Source organism: Streptomyces sp. NBC_01635, from assembly GCF_045209715.1.
In the GTDB taxonomy this organism is placed as follows: domain Bacteria; phylum Actinomycetota; class Actinomycetes; order Streptomycetales; family Streptomycetaceae; genus Streptomyces; species Streptomyces hirsutus.
Genome location: NZ_CP109277.1, coordinates 4,996,780 through 5,018,662 on the forward strand (window position 1 = coordinate 4,996,780; position 21,883 = coordinate 5,018,662).

Sequence of the window (21,883 nt, forward strand, 5' to 3'; positions counted from 1 at the left end):
CTAACCAACGTGCTCCGGCACCGCACGAAGGGCCTTCGACGACGGACGTCACAGAGGCACCCGGCGCGCGTACGGCGCCGGGTGCCTCCGTTGCCCGTGGGCGGGCCGTGACCGGTGGGTCCGAGGGGAGGAACCGGGACCCGCTTCGGTGCGGTCCCCGGGCCGCTCCTCGGGTGGTCGGTCCTCGGGTGGTCGGTCCTCGGACGGTCGGTCCTCGGGTCAGTCCTCGCTGGACGACTGAGGAAGCTTCTCCTGGATCAGATTCATCACGGTGGCGTCGGTCAGCGTCGTGACGTCCCCCAGCTCGCGGTTCTCCGCGACGTCCCGCAGCAGGCGGCGCATGATCTTGCCGGAACGGGTCTTCGGCAGCTCGTTCACCGGCAGGATCCGCTTGGGCTTGGCGATCGGTCCCAGCGTGGAGCCCACGTGGTTGCGCAGCTCGGCGACCAGTTCCTCGGTCTCCGCGGCCGTACCGCGCAGGATCACGAAGGCGACGATGGCCTGTCCGGTCGTCTCGTCCGCCGCGCCGACCACGGCCGCCTCGGCGACCGACGGATGGGAGACGAGCGCCGACTCCACCTCGGTGGTGGAGATGTTGTGCCCGGAGACCAGCATCACGTCGTCGACCCGGCCGAGCAGCCAGATGTCGCCGTCGCCGTCCTTCTTCGCGCCGTCACCGGCGAAGTACTTGCCCTCGAAGCGGGACCAGTACGTGTCGAGGAACCGCTGGTCGTCGCCCCAGATGGTGCGCAGCATCGCCGGCCACGGCTCGGTGATGACCAGGTAGCCCCCGCCGCCGTTCGATACCTCGTTGGCCTCGTCGTCGACGACGGTCGCGGCGATGCCGGGCAGCGGGGTCTGGGCGGAGCCCGGCTTGGCGGCGGTCACGCCCGGCAGCGGCGAGATCATGATCCCGCCGGTCTCGGTCTGCCACCAGGTGTCCACCACGGGGGTGCGGTCCGCGCCGATGTTCTTGCGGTACCAGATCCAGGCCTCGGGGTTGATCGGCTCGCCGACGGAACCGAGGACCCGCAGCGAGGACAGGTCGAACTTCGCGGGGATGTCGTCGCCCCACTTCATGAACGTCCGGATCGCGGTGGGCGCCGTGTAGAGGATCGTCACGCCGTACTTCTGCACGATCTCCCAGAAGCGGCCCTGGTGCGGGGTGTCGGGCGTGCCCTCGTACATGACCTGGGTCGCGCCGTTGGCGAGCGGCCCGTAGACGATGTACGAGTGCCCGGTGACCCAGCCGACGTCGGCCGTGCACCAGAACACGTCCGTCTCCGGCTTGAGGTCGAAGACCGACCAGTGGGTGTACGCCGTCTGGGTGAGGTAGCCGCCGGAGGTGTGCAGGATGCCCTTCGGCTTACCCGTGGTGCCGGAGGTGTAGAGGATGAACAGCGGCTGCTCGGCCTCGAACGCCTCAGGGGTGTGCTCGGTGCTCTGGCCTCCCACCAGGTCGTGCCACCACACGTCGCGGCCCTCGGTCCAGGCGACGTCCTGGCCGGTGCGGCGGACGACGAGGACGTGCTGCACGGTGTCGACGCGTCCGGCCGCCTCGTCCACGGCGGGCTTGAGCGCGGACGGCTTGCCGCGCCGGTAGCCGCCGTCGGCGGTGATGACGACCTTGGCGTCGGCGTCCTGGATGCGGGTCGCGAGTGCGTCCGCCGAGAAGCCGCCGAAGACGACGGAGTGGGCTGCGCCGATACGGGCGCAGGCCAGCATCGCGATCGCGGCCTCGGGGATCATCGGGAGGTAGACGGCGACCCTGTCGCCCTTCTGGACACCCAGCTCCAGCAGGGCGTTGGCGGCCTGGGAGACCTCGTCCTTGAGCTGGGCGTAGGTGATCGCGCGGCTGTCGCCGGGCTCGCCCTCGAAGTGGATGGCGACCCGGTCGCCGTGCCCGGCCTCGACATGCCGGTCCACGCAGTTGTAGGCGACGTTGAGCTCGCCGTCCTTGAACCACTTGGCGAACGGCGGGTTCGACCAGTCGAGGGTCTCGGTGGGCTCCTTGGCCCAGGTCAGTCGGCGGGCCTGCTCGGCCCAGAAACCGAGCCTGTCAGCCTTGGCCTGTTCGTACGCCTCCGCGGTGACGTTGGCGTGTGCGGCCAGGTCGGCGGGGGGTGTGAACCTGCGTTCTTCCTTGAGCAGGTTGGAGAGGTTAGGACGTTCGTTCATCGTCCCGTCTCCTCGCTGAGCAGGTTGGCCAGGCTTTCGTTGCTCACGGCATCTGCCTTTCCCGGAGTGTCCGTTGTGTCCCAGGCCACAGCTCATCAGACCCAGGGGTGCGCTGACAAGGGTCGTCGGCAAAGTGGTTTAGACCTTTTGAGTTGGCTGGCTGCTTCCGTGGCCAGGGGTCATCCCTACCCACGGACGCCGGTGGTGTGCGGTTCACCCCCGGCAGTGCCTCGTATGCCCGCAGGACGGGTTTTCACAGCGCCAGGTCCTCGGCCCGTACCCGGTCGAACACCCGCTCTGCGGCCGTCTCGATGAGGAGATACGCCTGCGCCTCCCCCACGTGGAAGTAGAGGCCGTGGAGCGTCAGGAGCCCGTCCTCCAGAGCGCGGGCCACCGAGGCGTGGGCGCGCAGGTGCTCCAGCTGCTGGACGACGTTGGTCAGGCAGAGCTGCTCGGCGGTGTCGGCCGGTGCCCGCCCGGCCAGTCGCACCCCGGGCCCGCTTCCGTCCCGCACACGCTTCAGGCTCGGCAGCCCGTGCCGCAGCCACCGTTCCAGCGGTGTGCGGGCGCTCGGGGTGCCGTCCGGCCGGGGGTCGAGCAGCGCCTGCATCGCGCCGCAGCCCGAGTGCCCGCACACCGTGATGGACCGCACCGCCAGCACCTCCACGGCGTACTCGAGAGCGGCCGCCACCGAGTCGTCACCGCTCTCCTCACCGGGCGGCGGCACGAGGTTGCCGACGTTGCGGACCACGAACAGGTCCCCCGGACCGCTGGAGGTGATCATCGAGGTGACCAGTCGCGAGTCGGCGCAGGTGAGGAACAGCTGCGTCGGCCGCTGCCCCTCGCGCGCCAGCCGGGCCAGCTCCCCGCGTACCAGAGGAGCGGTGCTCCGCTGGAACGTGCTGAGCCCACGCACCAGGTCGGTCCCGGTCCGGGACGCCTTTGGCCCACCGGCACCCGACACGCTCCCGGCGGGGGAGGCAGACCCTGTGCCCGTGCCCGTGCCCGTGCCCGTGTCTGTGTCCATGCCCGTGTCCGTGTCCGTGTCCGACGGACCGTCCCCTGTGCCGGGCCGGGACGGCCGCCCGTAGTGACCGTCCTTTCTGCCGGCGGCGTCACCGGTCTCATGGGTGCTACTGGTGGTACTGGGACCACCGGTGACACGGTTGTCGTGGTCGCTTCGGTCGTCGTCCGGTGCGGAGAGCGGGAGCTCGCACTGGTGGTTGCGCCAGGCGGTCCAGGGCCGGCAGCGGCACCCGGCGCCGGACGGCACGCCGGTTCCGTCGGTCCCCCCCGTCGTGGGAGAAGAGATGAGGGCCTCGGGTTCGGCGAGCCGGACGCCGGCTCCGGGCCGACGGCCGGTGATCTCCACCGCTCCGCCCCGTGCGGTGTGCGTGTTCTGCCAGTCCTGCAGCGCCTCGTACGCCGCGTGGTCCATGAACGAGCCGTCCAACGCCACGACGCCGGTGGCTCCCTGGGGCACGAGATGCAGGGCCCGGCTGAGCCTCGGCACGGCGAGGAACGTCAGCTGCCCCCGTACATCTACGTGATGGACTTCTTCCTTCACCTCGTGTGTGATCCGGGTGTGGGTGAGGCGGTGCAGGGCCACGCCCACGGCGACGGCGATCCCCAGGGCGACGCCCTCCAGGACCCCCGCGAACACCACGCCCACGGCGGTCGCGGCGTAGACCAGGGCTTCCCGGTGGCGGGTCACCGTCCGGATGTGGTGCAGGGAGACCATCTGGATGCCGACGGCCATCACCAGGGCGGCGAGTGAGGCCAGCGGGATGAGCTCCAGGACCGGAACCATCAGCAGCGCGGCGACCACCACGAGAGCGCCGTGCAGCATCGTGGAGTTCCGGCTCACGGCACCGGCGCGCACATTCGCGGAACTGCGCACGGCCACCCCGGCCACGGGCAGGCCGCCGAGGCAGCCGGAGGCGATGTTCGCGGCGCCCTGGCCGAGCAGTTCGCGGTCCAGGTCGGAGCGGGGGACGTGGCCCGAACCGGGGCGGCGGGCCACCAGCTTGTCCACGGCGACCGCGCCCAGCAGCGACTGCACGCTGCACACCAGCGTGGTGGTGAGCACGGCGGCGACGAGCCCGAGCACGGGCCCTTCGGGGAGCCCGGCGAGTGCGTGGCTGCGCCAGGACGGCAGGTCGACCTCGGCCAGGACGAGACCGGCCGCCGCGGCCGTCGCGGTGGCCCCGGCGACGGCGACGAGGGCGGCGGGGACCGTGCGCAGCAGGCGCCCGGCCCGCCCGGGCAGCTTCGGCCACAGCAGGAGCAGGGTGAGGGTGAGCACGCTCACCGCGACGGCCGCGGGGTCCACGTTCGCCAACTGGGCGGGCAGTGCCCGGAGATTGTCGGGGACGGAGCTCTGCGGGGTGCCGCCGAGGACGATGTGCACCTGGGCTACGGCGATGGTGACGCCGATTCCGGCGAGCATCCCGTGCACGATCGCCGGGCTGACGGCGAGCGCACCGCGGGCCACGCGCAGGCAGCCCAGGCCGATCTGGGCGAGCCCGGCGAGGACGGTGATGGCGCAGGTCGTCCGCCACCCGTACTGCTGGATGAGGTCGGCGGTGACGACGGTGAGCCCCGCGGCCGGACCGCTGACCTGGAGCGGGCAGCCGCCGATCCGTCCGGCGACGATCCCTCCCACGGCGGCGGCGACCAGGCCGGCCTGGAGCGGCGCGCCGGTGGCGAGGGCGATGCCGAGGGACAGGGGCAGGGCGATCAGGAAGACCGCGACGGCGGCCGACAGATCCGCGCCCGCGATGCGCAGGCGGCGGGGGCGGTCCGGTGGCGGGCTGTGCGGTGGACTGTGCGGCGGATGGGCGCGCTCGGGCCGGTTCGGGTCGGCGGTATGGGTGGGAACACAGGTTGGCATGCTTCCCGTCTCCTCCGGGGCTGCGCGGTCGGGGAAAGGGGCGGCCCGCTCGAGGGCGGGGCGGGCGGGCGGACGTGGCCGGGGGTACGGCATCGGGACGGCGGGATCCGGCGACGGCGGGTGCGGCAACTGCGAGGTCTGGTAGCGGCGGGATCAAGGGCGGGCGGGACCGGTCAACGGTGACGAGGCGTCTCGATGGCAAGAGATCCCAACTGTCAGTAAACAGATCGTAATTCAGAGTAAAGGACAAGTATTGACTTTCCCGGCAAATGGGGCAGTGAATCATCTTGTTGGGTGAAGCAGTCATTACATCGGCTTGTCGTACTAATTCCTTCTCGATCCCGTGCGACTTTGGCGGCGCCGCCGGCGCGGGCCGGCGCAGCACCAGATCTCCCCCGCCAGGGTTGGCCCGAGAGAAGGAAGAAGGTGGGCGGACATGGCCGCCACCCGAAGCATCGCCGTGAGCACCGTGATCACCGCGGTCTGCGCCGCCTCGCTCGCCGGCTGCGGAACCGGCGCCGACATCTTCGGGAGGGAATCGCCCGGTGCCGAGAAGGCGAAGCCGGCGCCGGGGCCGGAGAGCGCGGTCCGGCTGATCGGCGACGGCTCCACCGCGTACACCGGGGCGCAGCCGCACCTGGCGAAGCCCGAGCGGCTGAAGCCGGGCGAGAAGCCCCCGCAGTTCGTCGTCTTCTCCTGGGACGGCGCGGGTGAGGACAGCCAGAAGCTCTTCTCGCACTTCCGCGAGGTCGCCAAGAAGAACGACGCGACCATGACGTACTTCCTGAGCGGCGTGTACATGCTCCCGGAGGAGAAGCGGGACCTGTACCGCCCGCCGCAGCACTCGCCGGGCCGTTCCGACATCGGCTTCAACGACGCGGAGGGCATCGCCGCCACCGTGGAGCAACTGCGTCTCGCGTGGCTGGAGGGCAACGAGATCGGCACCCACTTCAACGGCCACTTCTGCGGCGCCGACGGCGGGGTCGGCGAGTGGTCGGTGGCGGAGTGGAAGGACGAGATCGCCCAGGCCAAGTGGTTCGTGAAGGCCTGGAAGACGCACACCGGCATGAAGAACGAGGCGCCGCTGCCCTTCGACTACGACAAAGAGCTCATCGGGGCCCGCACCCCCTGCCTGGAGGGCCAGGAGAACTTCATGAAGGCCGCGAGCGACCTGGGCTTCCGCTACGACACCAGTGGCGTCAACAACCAGGTGTGGCCGAAGGAGAAGCAGGGCCTGTGGGATCTGTCGCTGCAGCTGGTGCCGTTCCCCGGGCACTCCTTCGAGCAGCTCACCATGGACTACAACTTCATGGTCAACCAGTCCGGCACCACCACCCAGGGCGACCCCGCGAAGCACGAACTGTGGGGCGACCAGATGCGCGACAGCCTGCTCGCGGGCTTCCGGCGGGCCTACGACGGCAACCGGGCGCCCCTGATCATCGGCAACCACTTCGAGTCCTGGAACGGCGGCGCCTACATGCGTGCCGTCGAGGAGACCGTCGAGGCGGTGTGCACCAAACCCGACGTCCGCTGCGTCTCCTTCCGGCAGCTCGCGGACTGGCTGGACGCCCAGGACCCGCAGACCCTGGAGAAGCTGCGCACCCTGAACGTGGGCGAGAGCCCGAAGCGGGGCTGGAAGTCCTTCCTGTCCGCCGCCCCCGCTCCGGCCCCCAGGGGCGTGCCCGGGGCGCCCGCGGCGAAGGGGTGAGCGGCGGCCTTCGGCGCGGCTTCGACCGGCGGCCCGGCGTGAAGAAGACCACTCCCTCGTGGGGCGGGCGCCCCGGGTGCGTAATGTCGTACTCATGAGTACGACAGGAGCGACCGCCGACCCTCCCCCGAGCTCTCGGAAGAGCTCGAGCGGGGGAGACCCCCTTGCGGCCCTGGGCTCGCTGCCCGGTGTGGCCGACTCCGTGGAATCCGTGCGCAAGGCTGTGGACCGGGTCTACGGACACCGGGTCATGCGGCGGCGCAGCAACGAGATCACCTCCGAGGCGGCGCTGCGCGGCGCCCGCGGCTCGGCAGCGCTGTCCGGCGCGGACTGGGCACTGGAGGAGGTGCGCAGGCGCAGCGACTTCGGCACCGACGACGAGGCACGCACGATGGGCGCCGCGCTGCGGCTGTCCGCCGAGGCGGGGCAACTGCTGACCATCTGGCGGCAGTCGCCGCTGAGAGTGCTCGCCCGGCTGCACCTGGTGGCGGCGGCCGGCCACGCCGACCAGGTCGGGCGGCCCCGCAAGGAGGGCGAGCCGGTCGACGAGCCCTTGATCGGCCTTCCCCTGCCCGGCGCGGCGGAGGCGCACGGCAGGCTGGAGGGCCTGGCCGAGCTGGTCATCGGGGGCGGTTCCGCCCCGGCGCTGGTCACAGCCGCCGTCGTGCACGGCGAGCTGCTCGCGCTGCGCCCCTTCACCTCCTGCAACGGCCTTCTCGCGCGTACGGCCGAGCGCATCGTGCTGGTCGGCAGCGGGCTGGACCCGAAGTCGGTCTGCCCGGCCGAGGTCGGCCACGCCGAACTGGGCCGCGAGGCCTATCTGACGGCTCTGGAGGGCTATGTCTCCGGCACCCCCGAGGGTGTGGCCGCCTGGATCGCCCACTGCGGACGGGCGGTCGAGCTGGGGGCGCGGGAGTCCATGGCGGTGTGCGAGGCGCTGCAGCGCGGGGCGGCGTAACGGGCGCGGGGTGACCGGCCTGCGCGGGGAGCGAAGAGGCGAAGGCGGTGAACGGCGGTGAAGCGTTTAAGAGACGTTTGCGCCGTCAGCCGCGCAGTGATGCGGCGGTACGAATTCTCGTACCGCCGCTGGCATGTCCACCTGGTTACCAAGCGTCCTCGATATATGCCCATCAGGCCGGGAACTTTGCCCGTTCCTGGTGCGGCTGGCCCGTAATCGACGGGTCGACGTCGCGTGGGTGCCCTGTGTCCATGCTCGGTCCGTGGGGCCAAATGCGTTGTAAAGGTGATCCTCTCGGATGTCCTTGGTCTCGCGGGCCGCTGAGTCCTTTGTACTCCAGGTTCCAAGCAAGCGGAAGTGGGGGGCCTGCTTCTTTACTTTTAGGTTCAAAGGCATACCAATCGGGCGCCGGTTCGCTGGACGGAAACCGGCCCGGCCGGTGCGCCTTCGCGGTGGCCGGTCAGACCACCGTCGTACGGCGCCGGCTGGTGTACCAGACCAGGCCCGCGGTGGCCGCGGCGGCTCCTATGGCGGCGGCCACCGCCAAGGCCGGGCGGGGCGGGACGGAGAGCGCGGGGAGGCGCTGCTTGAGCCGGACGGGCCGGTGGAAGTCCAGGATCGGCCACTCGCGCGTGACGGCTTCGCGGCGCAGCGCCCGGTCCGGGTTCACGGCGTGCGGGTGGCCCACGGACTCCAGCATCGGCAGATCGGTCATCGAGTCGCTGTAGGCGTAGCAGCGGGCGAGGTCGTAGCCCTCCGACTCGGCCAGCTCCCTGACGGCCTCGGCCTTCGTCGGACCGTACGCGTAGTACTCCACCTCTCCGGTGAAGCACCCGTCGTCGCCCACGACCATGCGGGTGGCGACGACCCGGTCCGCGCCCAGCAGCTCGCCGATCGGCTCGACCACCTCGGCGCCCGAGGTGGACACGATCACCACGTCCCGGCCGGCGGTGTGGTGCTGCTCGATGAGGGTGGCGGCCTCGTCGTAGATGATCGGGTCGATCAGGTCGTGCAGGGTCTCGGCGACGATCTCCTTGACCTGCTGGACGTTCCAGCCGCGGCACAGTGCGGACAGGTACTTGCGCATCCGCTCCATCTGGTCGTGGTCGGCGCCGCCGGCCAGGAAGACGAACTGGGCATATGCGGTACGCAGGACTGCCCTGCGGTTGATCAGGCCGCCTTGGTAGAACGACTTGCTGAACGTGAGCGTGCTCGACTTCGCAATGACCGTCTTGTCCAGATCGAAGAAGGCCGCTGTGCGGGGCAGTGAGTGGTTTTCCACGCCCTGAGCATAGGTGCAGCCCATTCGGCGTAAGGTGTGGCGCGTGGGTTTGCCTAAGAGGGCTCTCGGGTACACCATGGAAGTCACGGATCGTTCGCGACCGTGCTAACCCGGTCCGGCTCCTCCCCCCCCGAGTCGGCCGTGGGGACGACCCCCGCTCTCCCCCCCGGCGGGGGTCGTCGCATGTCCGGGTGGGTTTTCCTTCTTCTCGACGCAACCGGGACGCCGCTTGCAGGCCGGGCCTCGACTGTCTTGTCATGTCCATGATTCGTGACTCCGTGTATCCGCAAGGATGCTCTGCGGGATTCGCGCATGGGTCGCTCAGGGCTCACCGGTATGGGTGATGGCGATATTCACAAGCGTCAGCCTGTCCACAGTTTTTGACCAAGATCCACACGATTTCCCGGATCGCTGCACCGTGATTCCAGCGCGTCCCGCCCACGGCGAGTTCACCGCTCGTTCCGTTTGCCGAGTCGCGTACGACCGGTTTCTGCCGGCCGTTCATATCGAGGCCGCTTGTCGGTTCTCACACGTTCGGGAATCGCGGGGCCGCAGAGGCGTCGCGAGATGCAGCGAAGGGGGAAGGAAATGGCAGGAACCGTCACGCACGATCCGCCGCCCGCCGCCGGAGGAGGCAGGCAGGGCGGACCGCTGATCGTCACCGAGGACGTTGGGCTCCTCGACGACCTGCTGCGCCTGTGCGCGGCGGCCGGTGCCACCCCGGAGGTCCATCACGGGCTGCCGGAACGGCGGGGCAGCTGGGAGGCCGCACCGCTCGTCCTCGTCGGTGACGACGCCGCGCGGCGGGTGCGCGGTGCCCCGCGGCGTCGCGGAGTGGTACTGGTCGGCCGTGACCAGGACGACTCCGGGGTCTGGCGCCGGGCCGTCGAGATCGGCGCCGACCATGTGCTGATGCTGCCCGACGGCGAGCAGTGGCTGGTCGACCGCATCGCCGATGTGGCCGAGGGCGTCGGCCGGCCGGCCCTGACCGTCGGTGTCCTCGGCGGCCGGGGCGGGGCCGGAGCCTCCACGCTCGCGTGCGCGCTCGCCGTCACTTCGGCGCGCGAAGGGCTGCGCACTCTCCTGGTGGACGCGGATCCGCTGGGCGGCGGACTCGACGTGGTCCTCGGCGGCGAAACGGCGGAAGGGCTGCGCTGGCCCGCTTTCGCCGCCTCACGGGGGCGGGTCGGCGGTGGCGCCCTGGAGGAGTCGCTGCCCGAACTGCACTCCCTGAGAGTGCTCAGCTGGGACCGCGGCGACTGCGTCACCGTGCCGCCGCAGGCCGTACGCGCGGTGCTCGCCGCGGCCCGGCGCGGGGGCGGCGCGGTCGTGGTCGACCTGCCGCGGCGCGTCGACAGCGGGGTGGCCGAGATTCTCGCGCAACTCGACCTCGGGCTCCTGGTGGTCCCCGCCGAGCTGCGTGCCGTCGCGGCGGCCGGACGCGTCGCCTCCGCCGTCGGCATGGTCCTGCGCGACCTGCGGGTGGCGGTGCGCGGGCCGTACGCACCCGGTCTCGACGACCGCGAGGTGGCCCGGCTGCTCGGACTGCCCCTCGTCGGCGACGTGCCCGTCGAGCCCGGCCTGCAGCACCCGCCCGGCTCGGGACGGCCGCCCGGGGCGTCCGGCCGGAGCCCGTTGGCCCGGTTCTGCAAGGAGTTCTGGGAGCGGGCGCTGGTGGAGGCGAGGGCCGCATGAACGGCGGAGGGCGCCAGACGCCGGGGGTGCCGCACGGGCCGCACGGGCCGCACGGGCCGCACGGGCCGTACGAGCCGCACGGGATGCCGGTGGGCGGCCGGGAGAGCGCGGTGTCCGTGGAGACGCGCGGGGGGCCTCGGGCGGGGCTCGGGGGCATGGCTCCGGCGGGTGCCGGAAGCGTCGGGGGTGGCCGCGGGGCCGCCGCGGGCTTCCGCAGCGCAGCGGCGGCGGGGCAGGCGCACGGGGCCGGGGTGCCGGTGGCGGGAGCGATGTCCGGTACGCCGGAGAGGGCGTCGGGGGGCGGGCCGGGCATGCCCGCCGGACTGCTCGACGGGGTACGGCGGTGGCTCGCGGAGAGCGGGTCCGAACCGACGCCCGCGCGGGTGGCGCAGGCCCTGCGTGAGCAGGGGCGGGTGCTCGGCGCCGCCGAGGTACTGGGCGCCGCGGAGCAACTGCGGTCCGAACTGATCGGCAGCGGCCCGCTGGACCCGCTCCTCGCCGACCGGTCGGTCACCGACGTACTCGTGTCGGCACCCGACCGGGTCTGGGTGGACCGGGGTGGCGGACTGGAGCTGACGGGCGTCTCCTTTCCGGACGCGGTGGCCGTACGCAGGCTCGCCCAGCGGCTCGCCGCCGTGGCCGGCCGACGCCTGGACGACGCCCGGCCCTGGGTCGACGCGCGGCTGGCCGACGGGACACGGCTGCACGCCGTGCTGCCCCCGGTGGCCGTCGGCTGCACCTGCCTGTCGTTGCGCGTCGTACGGCCCCGCGCCTTCACCCTGGACGAACTGACGGCGGCGGGAACGGTGCCGCCGGGCGGCGACCGGATCCTGCGCGCGCTGCTCGGCGCGCGGCTGTCCTTCCTGGTCAGCGGCGGCACAGGGACCGGCAAGACGACCTTGCTCAGCGCATTGCTGGGACTGGTCGGCCCGGACGAGCGGATCGTTCTCGCCGAGGAATCGGCCGAACTGCGGCCCGACCATCCGCACGTCGTACGCCTGGAGACCCGGCCCGCGAACCAGGAGGGCGCCGGGCTGGTCACGCTCGAGGACCTGGTGCGCCAGGCACTGCGGATGCGGCCGGACCTGCTGGTCGTGGGTGAGGTGCGCGGCCCCGAGGTGGTCCATCTGCTGGCAGCCCTCAACACCGGACACGAAGGCGCCGGGACCGTCCATGCCAATGCTGCCGCGGACGTACCCGCCCGGCTGGAAGCGCTCGGCACGGCGGCCGGGCTCGACCGCTTCGGGCTGCACAGCCAGCTGGCGGCCGCCCTGTCCGTGGTGCTGCACCTCGTCCGTGACCGGGCCGGCCGACGGCGGATCGCTGAGGTGCACGTGCTGGAACGGGACCCGTCGGGACTGGTGCGGACGGTGCCCGCGCTGCGCTGGAGCCCCGACGCGTTCGTCCCCGAGCGGGGGTGGGAGCGGCTGCGGGAACTGCTCCGGAGCACCGGCGACGGCGGCGGACTGTGAGGGGGTGGCTCGTGGGAGGCCGCCGGGTCGCAGAGGAGCGGCCTTTGGGCGATCGGCCCGTGAACGGGCGGCCGTTGAACCGGTGGAGGCGGCAGACGGTGAGAGGGGACCGAGGGTGAGCGGGGACCGAGGGTGAGCGGGGACCGAGGGTGAACGGGACTGCCGGAATGTCGGTGGGGACGGCCACGGCGTGCCTCGGGGCCGCCGGGTGGCTGCTGGCAGGCCGACGGGCCGGAGCCAGGCGGGCACGGCTGCTGCTGGCCGGTGGGGCGCCGGTCGGGAGCGGGCCGCCGGGAGGGCCCCGGGCGATCCGCGCGTGGGGACGCGTCAGGGGACGGCTGCGGGCCGAATGGTGGGCCCTGGCCGCCGGGGCGGTGCTGGCGCTGCTGGGCGCCTCGGTACTGCCGCTCGTCGCGGGCACGGCCGGGGTGCCGCTGCTGCGGCGGGCGCGGCTGGCCGCTGGGGAGCGTCGGGTCCGTGAGCGCAGGGGCGACGCGGTGATCGCGCTGTGCGGAGCCCTCGCCGGGGAGGTGCGCGCGGGGCGGCAGCCGGGTGAGGCACTGTCACCGGCCGCGCGTGACTCCGGCGGGCTCGGCGACGCCCGGGCGGCGGTGCTGGCGGCCGCGCGGTTCGGCGGGGACGTCCCGGACGGGCTCGTGGTGGCGGCGCGGCAGCCGGGCGCCGAAGGGCTGCGCGGGCTCGCAGCGTGCTGGCGGGTCGCCGTGGACCAGGGGGCGGGGCTCGCGGCCGGACTCGACCGGCTGGAAGCGGCGCTGCGTGCCGAACGGGACCGGCGTGCCGACCTGCGCGCCCAGCTGGCCGGCGCCCGCGCCACCGCGGTGATGCTCGCGGGGCTCCCCGTCCTGGGGCTGGGGCTCGGCGCGGCCCTCGGGGCCGACCCCCTGCACATCCTCCTGCACACCCCGTCGGGGCTCGGCTGCCTTGCGGCCGGCGGGGTCCTGGAAGGGCTGGGGCTGTGGTGGGTGCTGCGGATCATGCGGGGTGCCGAGGAGGTGTCGGCATGAGCGGCGACGTTTTCCACGGGCTGGGGATCGTCGTGGGGGCGGCGTCGGCGCTCGGCTGGCCGGCCTGGTGGCTGTGCCACGCGCGGTGCGAGCGTCGGCTGCGACGACGACTGGCCGAGACGCTGGCCGTGGAACAGGCGGTGGCCCGGCCACGCCTCACGGTGCCGAGAGGCGCACGCGAGTGGCTGCCCCCGATGGGAGCGGCCTGCGCGGGCTGGGTGCTGGTGGGCGGTCCCGCCGGAGTGCTGGTGGGGCTGGCCGGAGCCGCCGGACTGTGGCGGTGGCGCCTGTGGCAGACGGCGGCCGGGGCGCACGAACGGGAACGTGCCGCGGCCCGCGCGGCGCGGCAACTCCCTCTCGCAGCCGATCTGCTGGCTGCCTGCATCGCGGCCGGCGCCGGGCCCGTACCCGCCGCGCAGGCGGTCGGCGAGGCCCTGGGCGGACCGGTCGGGGACGCGCTGGCCAGAGGTGCGGCGGAGGTGCGGCTCGGTGGGGAACCGGGCGCGGCCTGGCGCCGGCTGGCCGCCGTGCCGGGAGCCGCGGCCCTGGCCCGGCTGCTGGAACGGGCCGACGTGTCCGGACTCCCCATGGCCGCGCCCGTCGCGCGGCTCGCCGTGGAGTCCCGCGCGCGGTGGGCCCGCGCGGCGACGGCACGGGCACGGCGGGCCGCCGTCATGGTCACCGCACCGGTGGGTCTGTGCTTCCTGCCCGCCTTCGTCGCGGTCGGCGTGCTGCCCGTGGTGATCGGGCTCGCCGGCGGAGTGCTGGGAGGAGGTGGTCGATGACGGACGGGAACCGAAAGCGGCGGCAGGACGAACGGGTAAACGGACGGACAACAGACATGTCGAGTGGTGTTTCAACAGGAACTTTCGACAAGGGGGTTGAGATGTATCAGGTGGTGCGGGCGCGGCTGCGCGCCCTGGTGTGCAGGATGCGCGCGGCACGGAAGGACACCGGAATGGTCACTTCCGAGTACGCCATGGGCATCGTGGCGGCGGTGGCGTTCGCCGTCGTGCTCTACAAGGTCGTCACGAGCGGTCCGGTCGACGCGGCGCTGACGAAGATCGTGGAGCAGGCGCTCGATGGCCGGATGTGAACGGCGCTCGGACCGCGGCTTCGTGACGGCGGAGTCGGCGATGGTGTTGCCCGTGCTGGTGATGTTCGCGATGGCGCTGGTGTGGGGGCTGTTGGTGGTGGCGGCGCAGATCCAGTGCGTGGACGCGGCCCGCACCGGTGCCCGCGCGGCGGCCCGGCAGGATTCTCCCGGTGCGGTCGTCGAGGTGGCCCGCCGGGCGGCGCCGTCCGGCGCGGAGGTCACGGTGAGCCGGGAGGCGACGCAGGTTCGTGTGGTCGTCGTGGCCAGGCCCCCGCTCCTGCACGGGCTGCCCTTCGAGGTACGGGAGGAGGCGGTGGCGGCCGTGGAGGAGACGGTGGGGGCGGACACGTGAAGCACGGGACCCGCGACCGGCGGGAACGGCGGAGCGGCCGGGCGCGCGGCCGAGGGCATGAGGGCGGACGTGGGGCCGGTCCGCCGGACCGGGGGCCCGAGCGCCATGCCCGCGGGGAGTGCGACGGGGTGCGCGCCGCACCGGCCGGTCAGGAGGCCGTACCCGGGTACGGCCTCCGCCGGGACAGCGGCCTCCGCCGGGACAGCGGCCTCCGCCGGGACAGCGGCCGACACCGGGACGGTGGCCGGGACATGGCCCGGTGGCCAGGCCGGCACCGGTACTCCGGGCAAGGCCCCGACCGGGGCTCCGCGACCGTCTGGAGTGTCGGGGCCATCGCCGTGCTGTGTGTCGTCTTCGGCGTCGTCCTCACCCTGGGGCAGGCCGTCGTGGTCCGGCACCGGGCGGCCGGCGGTGCGGACCTCGCCGCGCTGGCGGCGGCGGACCGGTGGATGGACGGTACGACGGAGGCCTGTGCGCGGGCCGGCCGGGTGGCCGGGGCGCAGGGCACGCGCCTGGTGCGGTGCACGGTCGCGGGCGAGGTCTCGGACGTGTCGGTGGCCGCGGGACGAGGACCGTTCGAGGCGGAGGTCAGAGCGCGGGCGGGACCGGCCGGCCCGCCGACCACCGCTCACCCCTGGCCGGCCTCCGCCGCCCTGTCGCCCGTTCGGCCCGTCGGGTCCGTCCCGTCCGCCTCCGCCTCCGTCTCGCTCTCCTTCGTCGGCGCACCCTCCAGCAGCACCGCGAGAAGCCGTACCGCACCTCGTTTGTGTAGCGGTTCGTTGCCGTTTCCGCACTTGGGGGACTGGATGCAGGACGGGCAACCGGCCTCGCACTCGCAGGAGGCGATGGCCTGCCGGGTGGCGGTGAGCCAGTCGCCGGCGGTGTGGAAGGCGCGCTCCGCGAAGCCGGCCCCGCCCGGATGACCGTCGTAGACGAAGACGGTGGGCAGCAGGGTGTCGGGGTGCAGGGGCACGGAGACCCCGCCGATGTCCCAGCGGTCGCAGGTCGCGAAGAGGGGCAGCATGCCGATCGACGCGTGCTCGGCGGCGTGCAGGGCGCCGCCGAGGATCTCCGGGTTGATCCGGGCCCGGTCCAGCTGGTCCTCGGTGACCGTCCACCACACCGCGCGGGTGCGCAGCGTACGGGGCGGCAGGTCGAGTTTCGTCTCGCCCAGCACCTCGCCGGTGATGACACGTCGACGCAGGAAGGAGACCACTTGGTTGGTGACCTCCACGGAGCCGTAGCACAGGCGGCCGTCGCCCCACGGGATCTCGGTGTCCGTCTCCAGCACGGAGACCGACGTCGTGTCGCGGGCGACCGTCGTGTAGGCCGGGGCGGCCTGTTCGACCAGGGCGACGGAATCCTCCAGGTCGAGGGAGCGGACGAGATACGTACGGCCCTGGTGCAGATGGACCGCGCCCTCGTGGACGGTCGTGTGCGCGGCGCCGGCGTCCACCGTGCCGAGCAGCCGTCCCGTACCGTCCTCGACGACCTGGACGGGACGGCCGCCCTCCCCGCGGATGTCGGTCAGGTCGGCGGCCCGTTCCCGCCGGGTCCAGTGCCAGGCCCTCGTCCGGCGGCGGAGCAGCTTCGCGGCCTCCAGCTGCGGCAGGAGCTCCGCGGCGGCCGGGCCGAACAGCCCCAGGTCCTCGTCCGTCAGCGGCAGCTCCTCGGCCGCCGCGCACAGGTGCGGGGCGAGCACATAGGGGTTGTCGGGATCGAGGACGGTGGATTCCACGGGCCGGTCGAACAGGGCCTCGGGGTGGTGGACGAGGAAGGTGTCCAGGGGGTCGTCGCGGGCGACCATGACGGCGAGGGCGCCCTGCCCCGACCGTCCCGCACGGCCCGCCTGCTGCCACAGGGACGCCCTGGTGCCCGGGTAGCCGGCGATCACCACGGCGTCCAGGCCGGAGACGTCCACGCCGAGTTCCAGGGCGTTCGTCGCGGCGAGTCCGAGGAGCTCGCCGGAGTGCAGGGCACCTTCGAGGGCGCGGCGCTCCTCGGGGAGATAGCCGCCCCGGTAGGCCGCCACCCGCCGGGCCAGCGAGCGGTCGACCTCGGCCAGGCGTTCCTGGGCGATCACCGAGATCAGCTCGGCGCCGCGCCGGGAGCGTACGAAGACGACCGAGCGGACGCCCTGCACGGTGAGGTCGGTCAGCAGGTCGGCGGCCTCGGCGGTGGCGGTACGGCGGACGGGTGCGCCCTTCTCGCCGTGCAGCTCGGTCAGCGGAGGCTCCCAGAGAGCGAACACCAGTTCGCCGCGAGGCGAGGCGTCGTCGGCGACCTCGACCACCGGCAGGCCGGTGAGGCGGCGGGCGGCGACCGCGGGCTCGGCGGCGGTCGCGGAGGCGAGCAGGAACACGGGCGAGGCGCCGTAGCGGGCGCAGAGGCGGCGCAGCCGGCGCAGCACCTGGGCGACGTGCGAGCCGAAGACGCCCCGGTAGGTGTGGCACTCGTCGACGACGACGTACTTCAGCGACTTCAGGAAGGAGGACCAGCGGGCGTGGGACGGGAGGACGCTCCGGTGCAGCATGTCCGGGTTGGTCAGGACGTAGTTGGCGTACTGGCGAATCCACTCGCGTTCCTCGAACGGAGTGTCGCCGTCGTGGACCGCCGCGCGCACCGAATGGCCCAGAGGTTGTGAAAGTTCCTTCACAGCACGGCACTGGTCGGCCGCCAGGGCCTTCGTGGGAGCCAGGTAGAGGGCGGTCGCGCCGCGGCCGTTCGGGGCCTCGGAGCCGTCGAGGAGCGCCGACAGGACCGGCGTGAGATACGCCAGGGACTTGCCGGAGGCGGTACCGGTGGCGACCACGACCGACTCGCCGTCCAGGGCGTGTTCGGCGGCGCGTGCCTGGTGGGCCCACGGATGGTCGATGCCCGCGGCCTGCACGGCGGCGACCACTTCCGCCCGGATCCGGTCCGGCCAGACGGCATGGCGACCCGCGCGCGGGGGCAGGTGCTCCGTATGAGTAACGCGCGAAGCCCTGCTCGGTCCGGCGGCGAGCCGGTCGAGGAGCGCTCCCGGCGAGGGCCGGGGAGCGCTGTCCGTCGGGGACCGATCGGGTCGGAGATTCTTGGCCATCGGCACCGAGTGTGTCACCGGCATGACGGACAATGGGGCCAAGGCGTCGTGCACGCCTGCCGGTAAGTGATTGAATGCCATCGCGGCTGGCGAACCGTCCCGGGGGCTGAGCCGAGATGCCCCAAGGGCGACCGCTCGATAGCTAGGTGCTGGAGGATCCGTGGACCTGTCCCTGTCGACCGAGACCATGGGCGATCGCACGATCGTCAGGGTCGGTGGCGAAATCGACGTATATACCGCGCCCAAGCTGCGCGAGCAGCTGGTCGAGCTGGTGAATGACGGCAGTTTCCACCTTGTCGTCGACATGGAGGGTGTGGATTTCCTCGATTCAACCGGACTCGGCGTGCTGGTCGGCGGCCTGAAGCGTGTGCGTGCCCATGAGGGCTCGTTGCGCCTGGTCTGCAACCAGGAGCGCATTCTCAAGATCTTCCGTATCACCGGCCTCACCAAGGTGTTCCCGATTCACACCTCGGTCGAGGAAGCGGTGGCGGCCACCGACTGATCACCGGTCCCGGGCGTCCGTGCCCGGGAGAGCAGTGAAGTACGAGGAGGACCGGGCTCTTCGGCGGCCCGGTGCCTCCCCCACAGCACGCCCGAAGTTTGCGAGGGGGATGCATGGCCACCGTTGAGCTCCGCTTCAGCGCGCTGCCCGAGCATGTCAGGACCGCCCGACTGGTGGCGGCGGCGGTGGCGCGCAGGGCCGGAGTGGACGAGGCCGTCCTCGACGAGGTCCGGCTCGCCGTCGGTGAGGCGTGCACCCGTGCCGTCGGACTGCACCAGAACGGAGGAATCTCGGCCCCTGTGAAGGTGCTGCTGATCGAGGAGGAGAAGCAGTTCTCCATCGAGGTCGGTGACGAGGCGCCCCACACGACTCCCGGCGGGCACACGCCCGGGGCCACCGGGGCCGAGATCGAGGAGGACGAGATGGGCCTCGCGGTCATCAGCGGGCTCGTCGACGATGTCGAGGTCAGTGCCGGGGAGCACGGCGGATCGATCCGCATGAGGTGGTCCACCACGCCGCCGGCCACCTTCCCCGTCTGACCCGGCTGACTCGACCGACTCGGCCGACCGGACGTATTCGGCTCACCCGACTGCGCCGGTCCCGTCCGATCGCACCTGTCTCACCCGACTGCGCCGAATCACCTGATTCGCTCGCTTCACCCGAACAGCGACCCGTGTCGAAGGGCCCCACCCGTGGGGCCCTTCGGCATGTGCGGGTGTCATCGCCCGCGCCTACAGTGGGCCCTGTGCCGGCCGTCCCCGCCGAGCGGCCCCTGTGGGAGCAGTCCCGGTGCGAGCGGTCCGCAGTACCGTTCACCGCGTGAATTGATTCACGATCAGCCGGGTGATCGAAGAGGTTTTTGCGTGATCACCGAAAGGATCATTCGCCTGATCAGGTGAATGATCCGTCGAATGCCCCAGTGGTATTACAGATTTCGGTTGCCGGGCCGTCCGGCGATCATTGCGCGAAGAGCATGTGCGGCGATTTACATTTAACGCACTCTGTTTTGATCAGGTTCCTGGTACCTACAATCCCGTCCACATCTTGAGCTCAGCCCAAGCGTCAAGGAGGACGAATGGCGGGGCTTTCCCTCTCACATCAGCCGAGCCAACCCATCTCCCTCGCGGCTGCCGTGCTGACCGACGACAACCGCGTGCTCGTGGTGGTCATCGGGGTCGTAGCGCTGGCGGCACTGGCCGTCGCGGGGGTCCTGGTGCGCCAGGTCCTCGCGGCCGGCGAGGGCACCGACAAAATGAAGGAGATCGCCGCGGCGGTCCAGGAGGGCGCGAACGCCTATCTGGCCCGCCAGCTGCGCACGCTCGGTGTATTCGCCGCCGTCGTGTTCTTCCTGCTCCTGCTGCTGCCCGCGGACGACTGGAATCAGCGTGCCGGACGATCGGTGTTCTTCTTGATCGGAGCGGCGTTCTCGGCGGCCACCGGATATATCGGCATGTGGCTCGCCGTCCGCAGCAATGTGCGAGTCGCCGCGGCGGCCCGCGAGGCCACACCGGCTCTCGGAGAGCCGGAAAAGGATCTCACCGCCGTCTCGCACAAAGCGATGAAGATCGCTTTTCGCACGGGCGGCGTGGTCGGCATGTTCACCGTCGGGCTCGGCCTGCTGGGCGCCGCCTGCGTGGTGCTCGTGTACGCGGCCGACGCGCCGAAGGTGCTCGAGGGCTTCGGGCTGGGGGCCGCGCTGATCGCGATGTTCATGCGGGTGGGCGGCGGCATCTTCACCAAGGCCGCCGACGTCGGCGCCGACCTGGTCGGCAAGGTCGAGAAGGGCATTCCGGAGGACGATCCGCGCAATGCCGCGACCATCGCCGACAACGTGGGCGACAACGTCGGCGACTGCGCGGGCATGGCGGCCGACCTGTTCGAGTCGTACGCCGTGACGCTGGTGGCCGCGCTGATCCTGGGCTCGGCCGCGTTCGGCGACGCCGGACTGGCCTTCCCGCTGCTCGTGCCCGCGATCGGCGTCCTCACCGCGATGGTCGGCATCTTCGCGGTGGCCCCCAGACGCGCCGACCGCAGCGGCATGAGCGCGATCAACCGCGGGTTCTTCATCTCCGCGGTGATCTCACTCGTCCTGGTCGCGATCGCCGTGTACAGCTATCTGCCGTCGTCGTACGCCGGCCTCGACGGCGTCACCGACGCGGCGATCCAGGGCAAGGACGGCGATCCGAGGATCCTCGCGCTCGTCGCGGTGGCCATCGGCATCGTGCTCGCCGCCCTGATCCAGCAGCTCACCGGCTACTTCACCGAGACCACCCGGCGTCCCGTCAGGGACATCGGGAAGACCTCGCTCACCGGCCCGGCCACCGTCGTCCTCGCCGGGGTCTCCCTGGGGCTCGAATCGGCCGTCTACACCGCCCTGCTGATCGGCCTCGGTGTGTACGGGGCGTTCCTGCTCGGCGGCACGTCGATCATGCTGGCGCTGTTCGCGGTGGCGCTGGCCGGCACCGGCCTGCTCACCACGGTCGGTGTGATCGTCGCGATGGACACCTTCGGGCCGGTCTCCGACAACGCTCAGGGCATCGCCGAGATGTCCGGCGACGTCGAGGGCGCCGGCGCCCAGGTGCTCACCGACCTGGACGCCGTCGGCAACACCACCAAGGCCATCACCAAGGGCATCGCCATCGCCACGGCGGTCCTCGCGGCGGCGGCCCTGTTCGGCTCGTACCGTGACGCCATCACCACCGGCGCGCGGGACGTGGGCGAACGGCTCAGCGGTGAGGGCGCGCCGTTGAGCCTGATGATGGACATCTCGCAGCCCAACAACCTCGTCGGACTCATCGCGGGCGCGGCGGTCGTCTTCCTCTTCTCGGGGCTGGCGATCAACGCGGTGTCGCGTTCGGCGGGTGCGGTGGTCTTCGAGGTGCGGCGGCAGTTCCGCGAGAAGCCCGGGATCATGGACTACAGCGAGAAGCCGGAGTACGGCAAGGTCGTCGACATCTGCACCAAGGACGCCCTGCGCGAACTCGCCACGCCCGGTCTGCTGGCCGTGATGGCCCCCATCTTCATCGGGTTCACGCTCGGCGTCGGGGCGCTCGGCGCCTTCCTGGCGGGCGCGATCGGCACGGGCACGCTCATGGCGGTGTTCCTCGCCAACTCCGGTGGCGCGTGGGACAACGCCAAGAAACTCGTCGAGGACGGCCACCACGGGGGCAAGGGCAGCGAGGCCCACGAGGCGACCATCATCGGCGACACCGTCGGCGACCCCTTCAAGGACACCGCGGGGCCGGCCATCAACCCGCTGCTGAAGGTGATGAACCTGGTGGCGCTGCTCATCGCGCCCGCGGTCATCCAGTTCTCCTACGGCGCGGACAAGAACGTCGGCGTGCGGGTGCTGATCGCGGTTCTCGCGCTGGCGGTGATCGTCGGCTCGGTGTACGTGTCCAAACGGCGCGGGATCGCCATGGGTGACGCAGGCGATGCCGAACCGGATTCCAGAACGGCCGATCCGGCGGTGGTGTCGTAGGACCGGCCACCGAGGACAGCACAAGGTGCGGGCGGACGGCGCGTGTTGACGACGCGTCGCCCGCCCGCGCTGTGCGCTGCGCGCCCCCGCCGTGAGCCTTCTCTCGATGGTGCAAATGGCTCTAAACGTGATCTTAATGGACGTTCGACGAGGAGATGT

The 21,883-nt window shown here is 72.0% G+C and carries 15 protein-coding genes and 1 pseudogene; 12 read left to right on the forward strand and 4 right to left on the reverse strand.

The window, feature by feature from the left end:
- Positions 1-219 precede the first annotated feature (219 nt).
- Both acs and OHB56_RS23365 read right to left on the reverse strand, forming a co-directional pair.
- Entirely contained in the window at positions 220-2,178 is a 1,959-nt protein-coding gene (gene acs, locus OHB56_RS23360) for an acetate--CoA ligase (protein ID WP_406355466.1), read from the reverse strand.
- 253 nt (positions 2,179-2,431) lie between these two features.
- A complete protein-coding gene (locus OHB56_RS23365) occupies positions 2,432-5,071 on the reverse strand; it encodes a bifunctional SulP family inorganic anion transporter/carbonic anhydrase (protein ID WP_406355467.1) in 2,640 nt (879 codons plus the stop codon).
- A gap of 436 nt (positions 5,072-5,507) precedes the next feature.
- Here OHB56_RS23365 and OHB56_RS23370 point away from each other — a divergent pair, with 436 nt between their 5' ends.
- Both OHB56_RS23370 and OHB56_RS23375 read left to right on the forward strand, forming a co-directional pair.
- Entirely contained in the window at positions 5,508-6,779 is a 1,272-nt protein-coding gene (locus OHB56_RS23370; protein WP_406355469.1) for a hypothetical protein, read from the forward strand.
- Between the two features lie 94 nt (positions 6,780-6,873).
- Positions 6,874-7,737, forward strand: coding sequence for an oxidoreductase (locus tag OHB56_RS23375; protein ID WP_326753995.1), 864 nt, complete (start codon positions 6,874-6,876; stop codon positions 7,735-7,737).
- A 460-nt stretch (positions 7,738-8,197) separates the two neighbouring features.
- On the opposite strand, the gene OHB56_RS23380 is transcribed toward OHB56_RS23375, so the two are convergent.
- Positions 8,198-9,043 carry an HAD-IB family hydrolase gene (locus OHB56_RS23380; RefSeq protein ID WP_326753996.1) on the reverse strand — a complete coding sequence of 282 codons (846 nt, stop codon included), beginning with the start codon at positions 9,041-9,043 and terminating at the stop codon, positions 8,198-8,200.
- A 564-nt stretch (positions 9,044-9,607) separates the two neighbouring features.
- On the opposite strand from OHB56_RS23380, the gene ssd reads away from it, so the two are divergent.
- The 7 genes and pseudogenes from ssd to OHB56_RS23415 form a co-directional block, all read left to right on the forward strand.
- Positions 9,608-10,714 carry a septum site-determining protein Ssd gene (gene ssd / locus OHB56_RS23385; RefSeq protein ID WP_326753997.1) on the forward strand — a complete coding sequence of 369 codons (1,107 nt, stop codon included), beginning with the start codon at positions 9,608-9,610 and terminating at the stop codon, positions 10,712-10,714.
- A gap of 269 nt (positions 10,715-10,983) precedes the next feature.
- A complete protein-coding gene (locus OHB56_RS23390; protein ID WP_406355472.1) occupies positions 10,984-12,186 on the forward strand; it encodes a TadA family conjugal transfer-associated ATPase in 1,203 nt (400 codons plus the stop codon).
- A gap of 167 nt (positions 12,187-12,353) precedes the next feature.
- Positions 12,354-13,211 (forward strand): type II secretion system F family protein, encoded by an 858-nt coding sequence (locus OHB56_RS23395; protein ID WP_406359200.1) that lies wholly within the window; start codon positions 12,354-12,356, stop codon positions 13,209-13,211.
- Positions 13,208-13,996 carry a type II secretion system F family protein gene (locus OHB56_RS23400; RefSeq protein WP_406355473.1) on the forward strand — a complete coding sequence of 263 codons (789 nt, stop codon included), beginning with the start codon at positions 13,208-13,210 and terminating at the stop codon, positions 13,994-13,996. Before OHB56_RS23395 ends, OHB56_RS23400 begins: the two co-directional genes overlap by 4 nt.
- Before the next feature lie 101 nt (positions 13,997-14,097).
- The gene (locus tag OHB56_RS23405) at positions 14,098-14,307 is read left to right on the forward strand and encodes a DUF4244 domain-containing protein (protein ID WP_326754001.1); all 210 of its coding nucleotides are present in this window, start codon (positions 14,098-14,100) and stop codon (positions 14,305-14,307) included.
- Positions 14,294-14,659 carry a TadE family type IV pilus minor pilin gene (locus tag OHB56_RS23410; RefSeq protein WP_406355475.1) on the forward strand — a complete coding sequence of 122 codons (366 nt, stop codon included), beginning with the start codon at positions 14,294-14,296 and terminating at the stop codon, positions 14,657-14,659. The genes OHB56_RS23405 and OHB56_RS23410 overlap by 14 nt, the downstream gene beginning before the upstream one ends.
- A 251-nt stretch (positions 14,660-14,910) precedes the next feature.
- Positions 14,911-15,207, forward strand: a pseudogene (locus OHB56_RS23415) (Rv3654c family TadE-like protein); the annotation flags it as partial.
- Positions 15,208-15,287: 80 nt separating this feature from the next.
- Here OHB56_RS23415 and OHB56_RS23420 read toward each other — a convergent pair.
- A complete protein-coding gene (locus OHB56_RS23420) occupies positions 15,288-17,822 on the reverse strand; it encodes a DEAD/DEAH box helicase (protein WP_406355477.1) in 2,535 nt (844 codons plus the stop codon).
- Between the two features lie 79 nt (positions 17,823-17,901).
- Between OHB56_RS23420 and bldG the strand changes: the two genes are divergently transcribed.
- The 3 genes from bldG to OHB56_RS23435 all read left to right on the forward strand — a co-directional run bounded on the left by bldG (position 17,902) and on the right by OHB56_RS23435 (position 21,724).
- On the forward strand, positions 17,902-18,243 hold the full coding sequence (gene bldG, locus OHB56_RS23425; RefSeq protein ID WP_003991900.1) for an anti-sigma factor antagonist BldG: 342 nt from the start codon (positions 17,902-17,904) through the stop codon (positions 18,241-18,243).
- A 113-nt stretch (positions 18,244-18,356) separates the two neighbouring features.
- Complete coding sequence (locus OHB56_RS23430) at positions 18,357-18,782, forward strand: ATP-binding protein (RefSeq protein WP_055595623.1); 426 nt, start codon at positions 18,357-18,359, stop codon at positions 18,780-18,782.
- Between the two features lie 536 nt (positions 18,783-19,318).
- Positions 19,319-21,724, forward strand: a complete 2,406-nt coding sequence (locus OHB56_RS23435) for a sodium-translocating pyrophosphatase (RefSeq protein WP_326754004.1) — start codon at positions 19,319-19,321, stop codon at positions 21,722-21,724.
- Positions 21,725-21,883 lie beyond the last annotated feature (159 nt).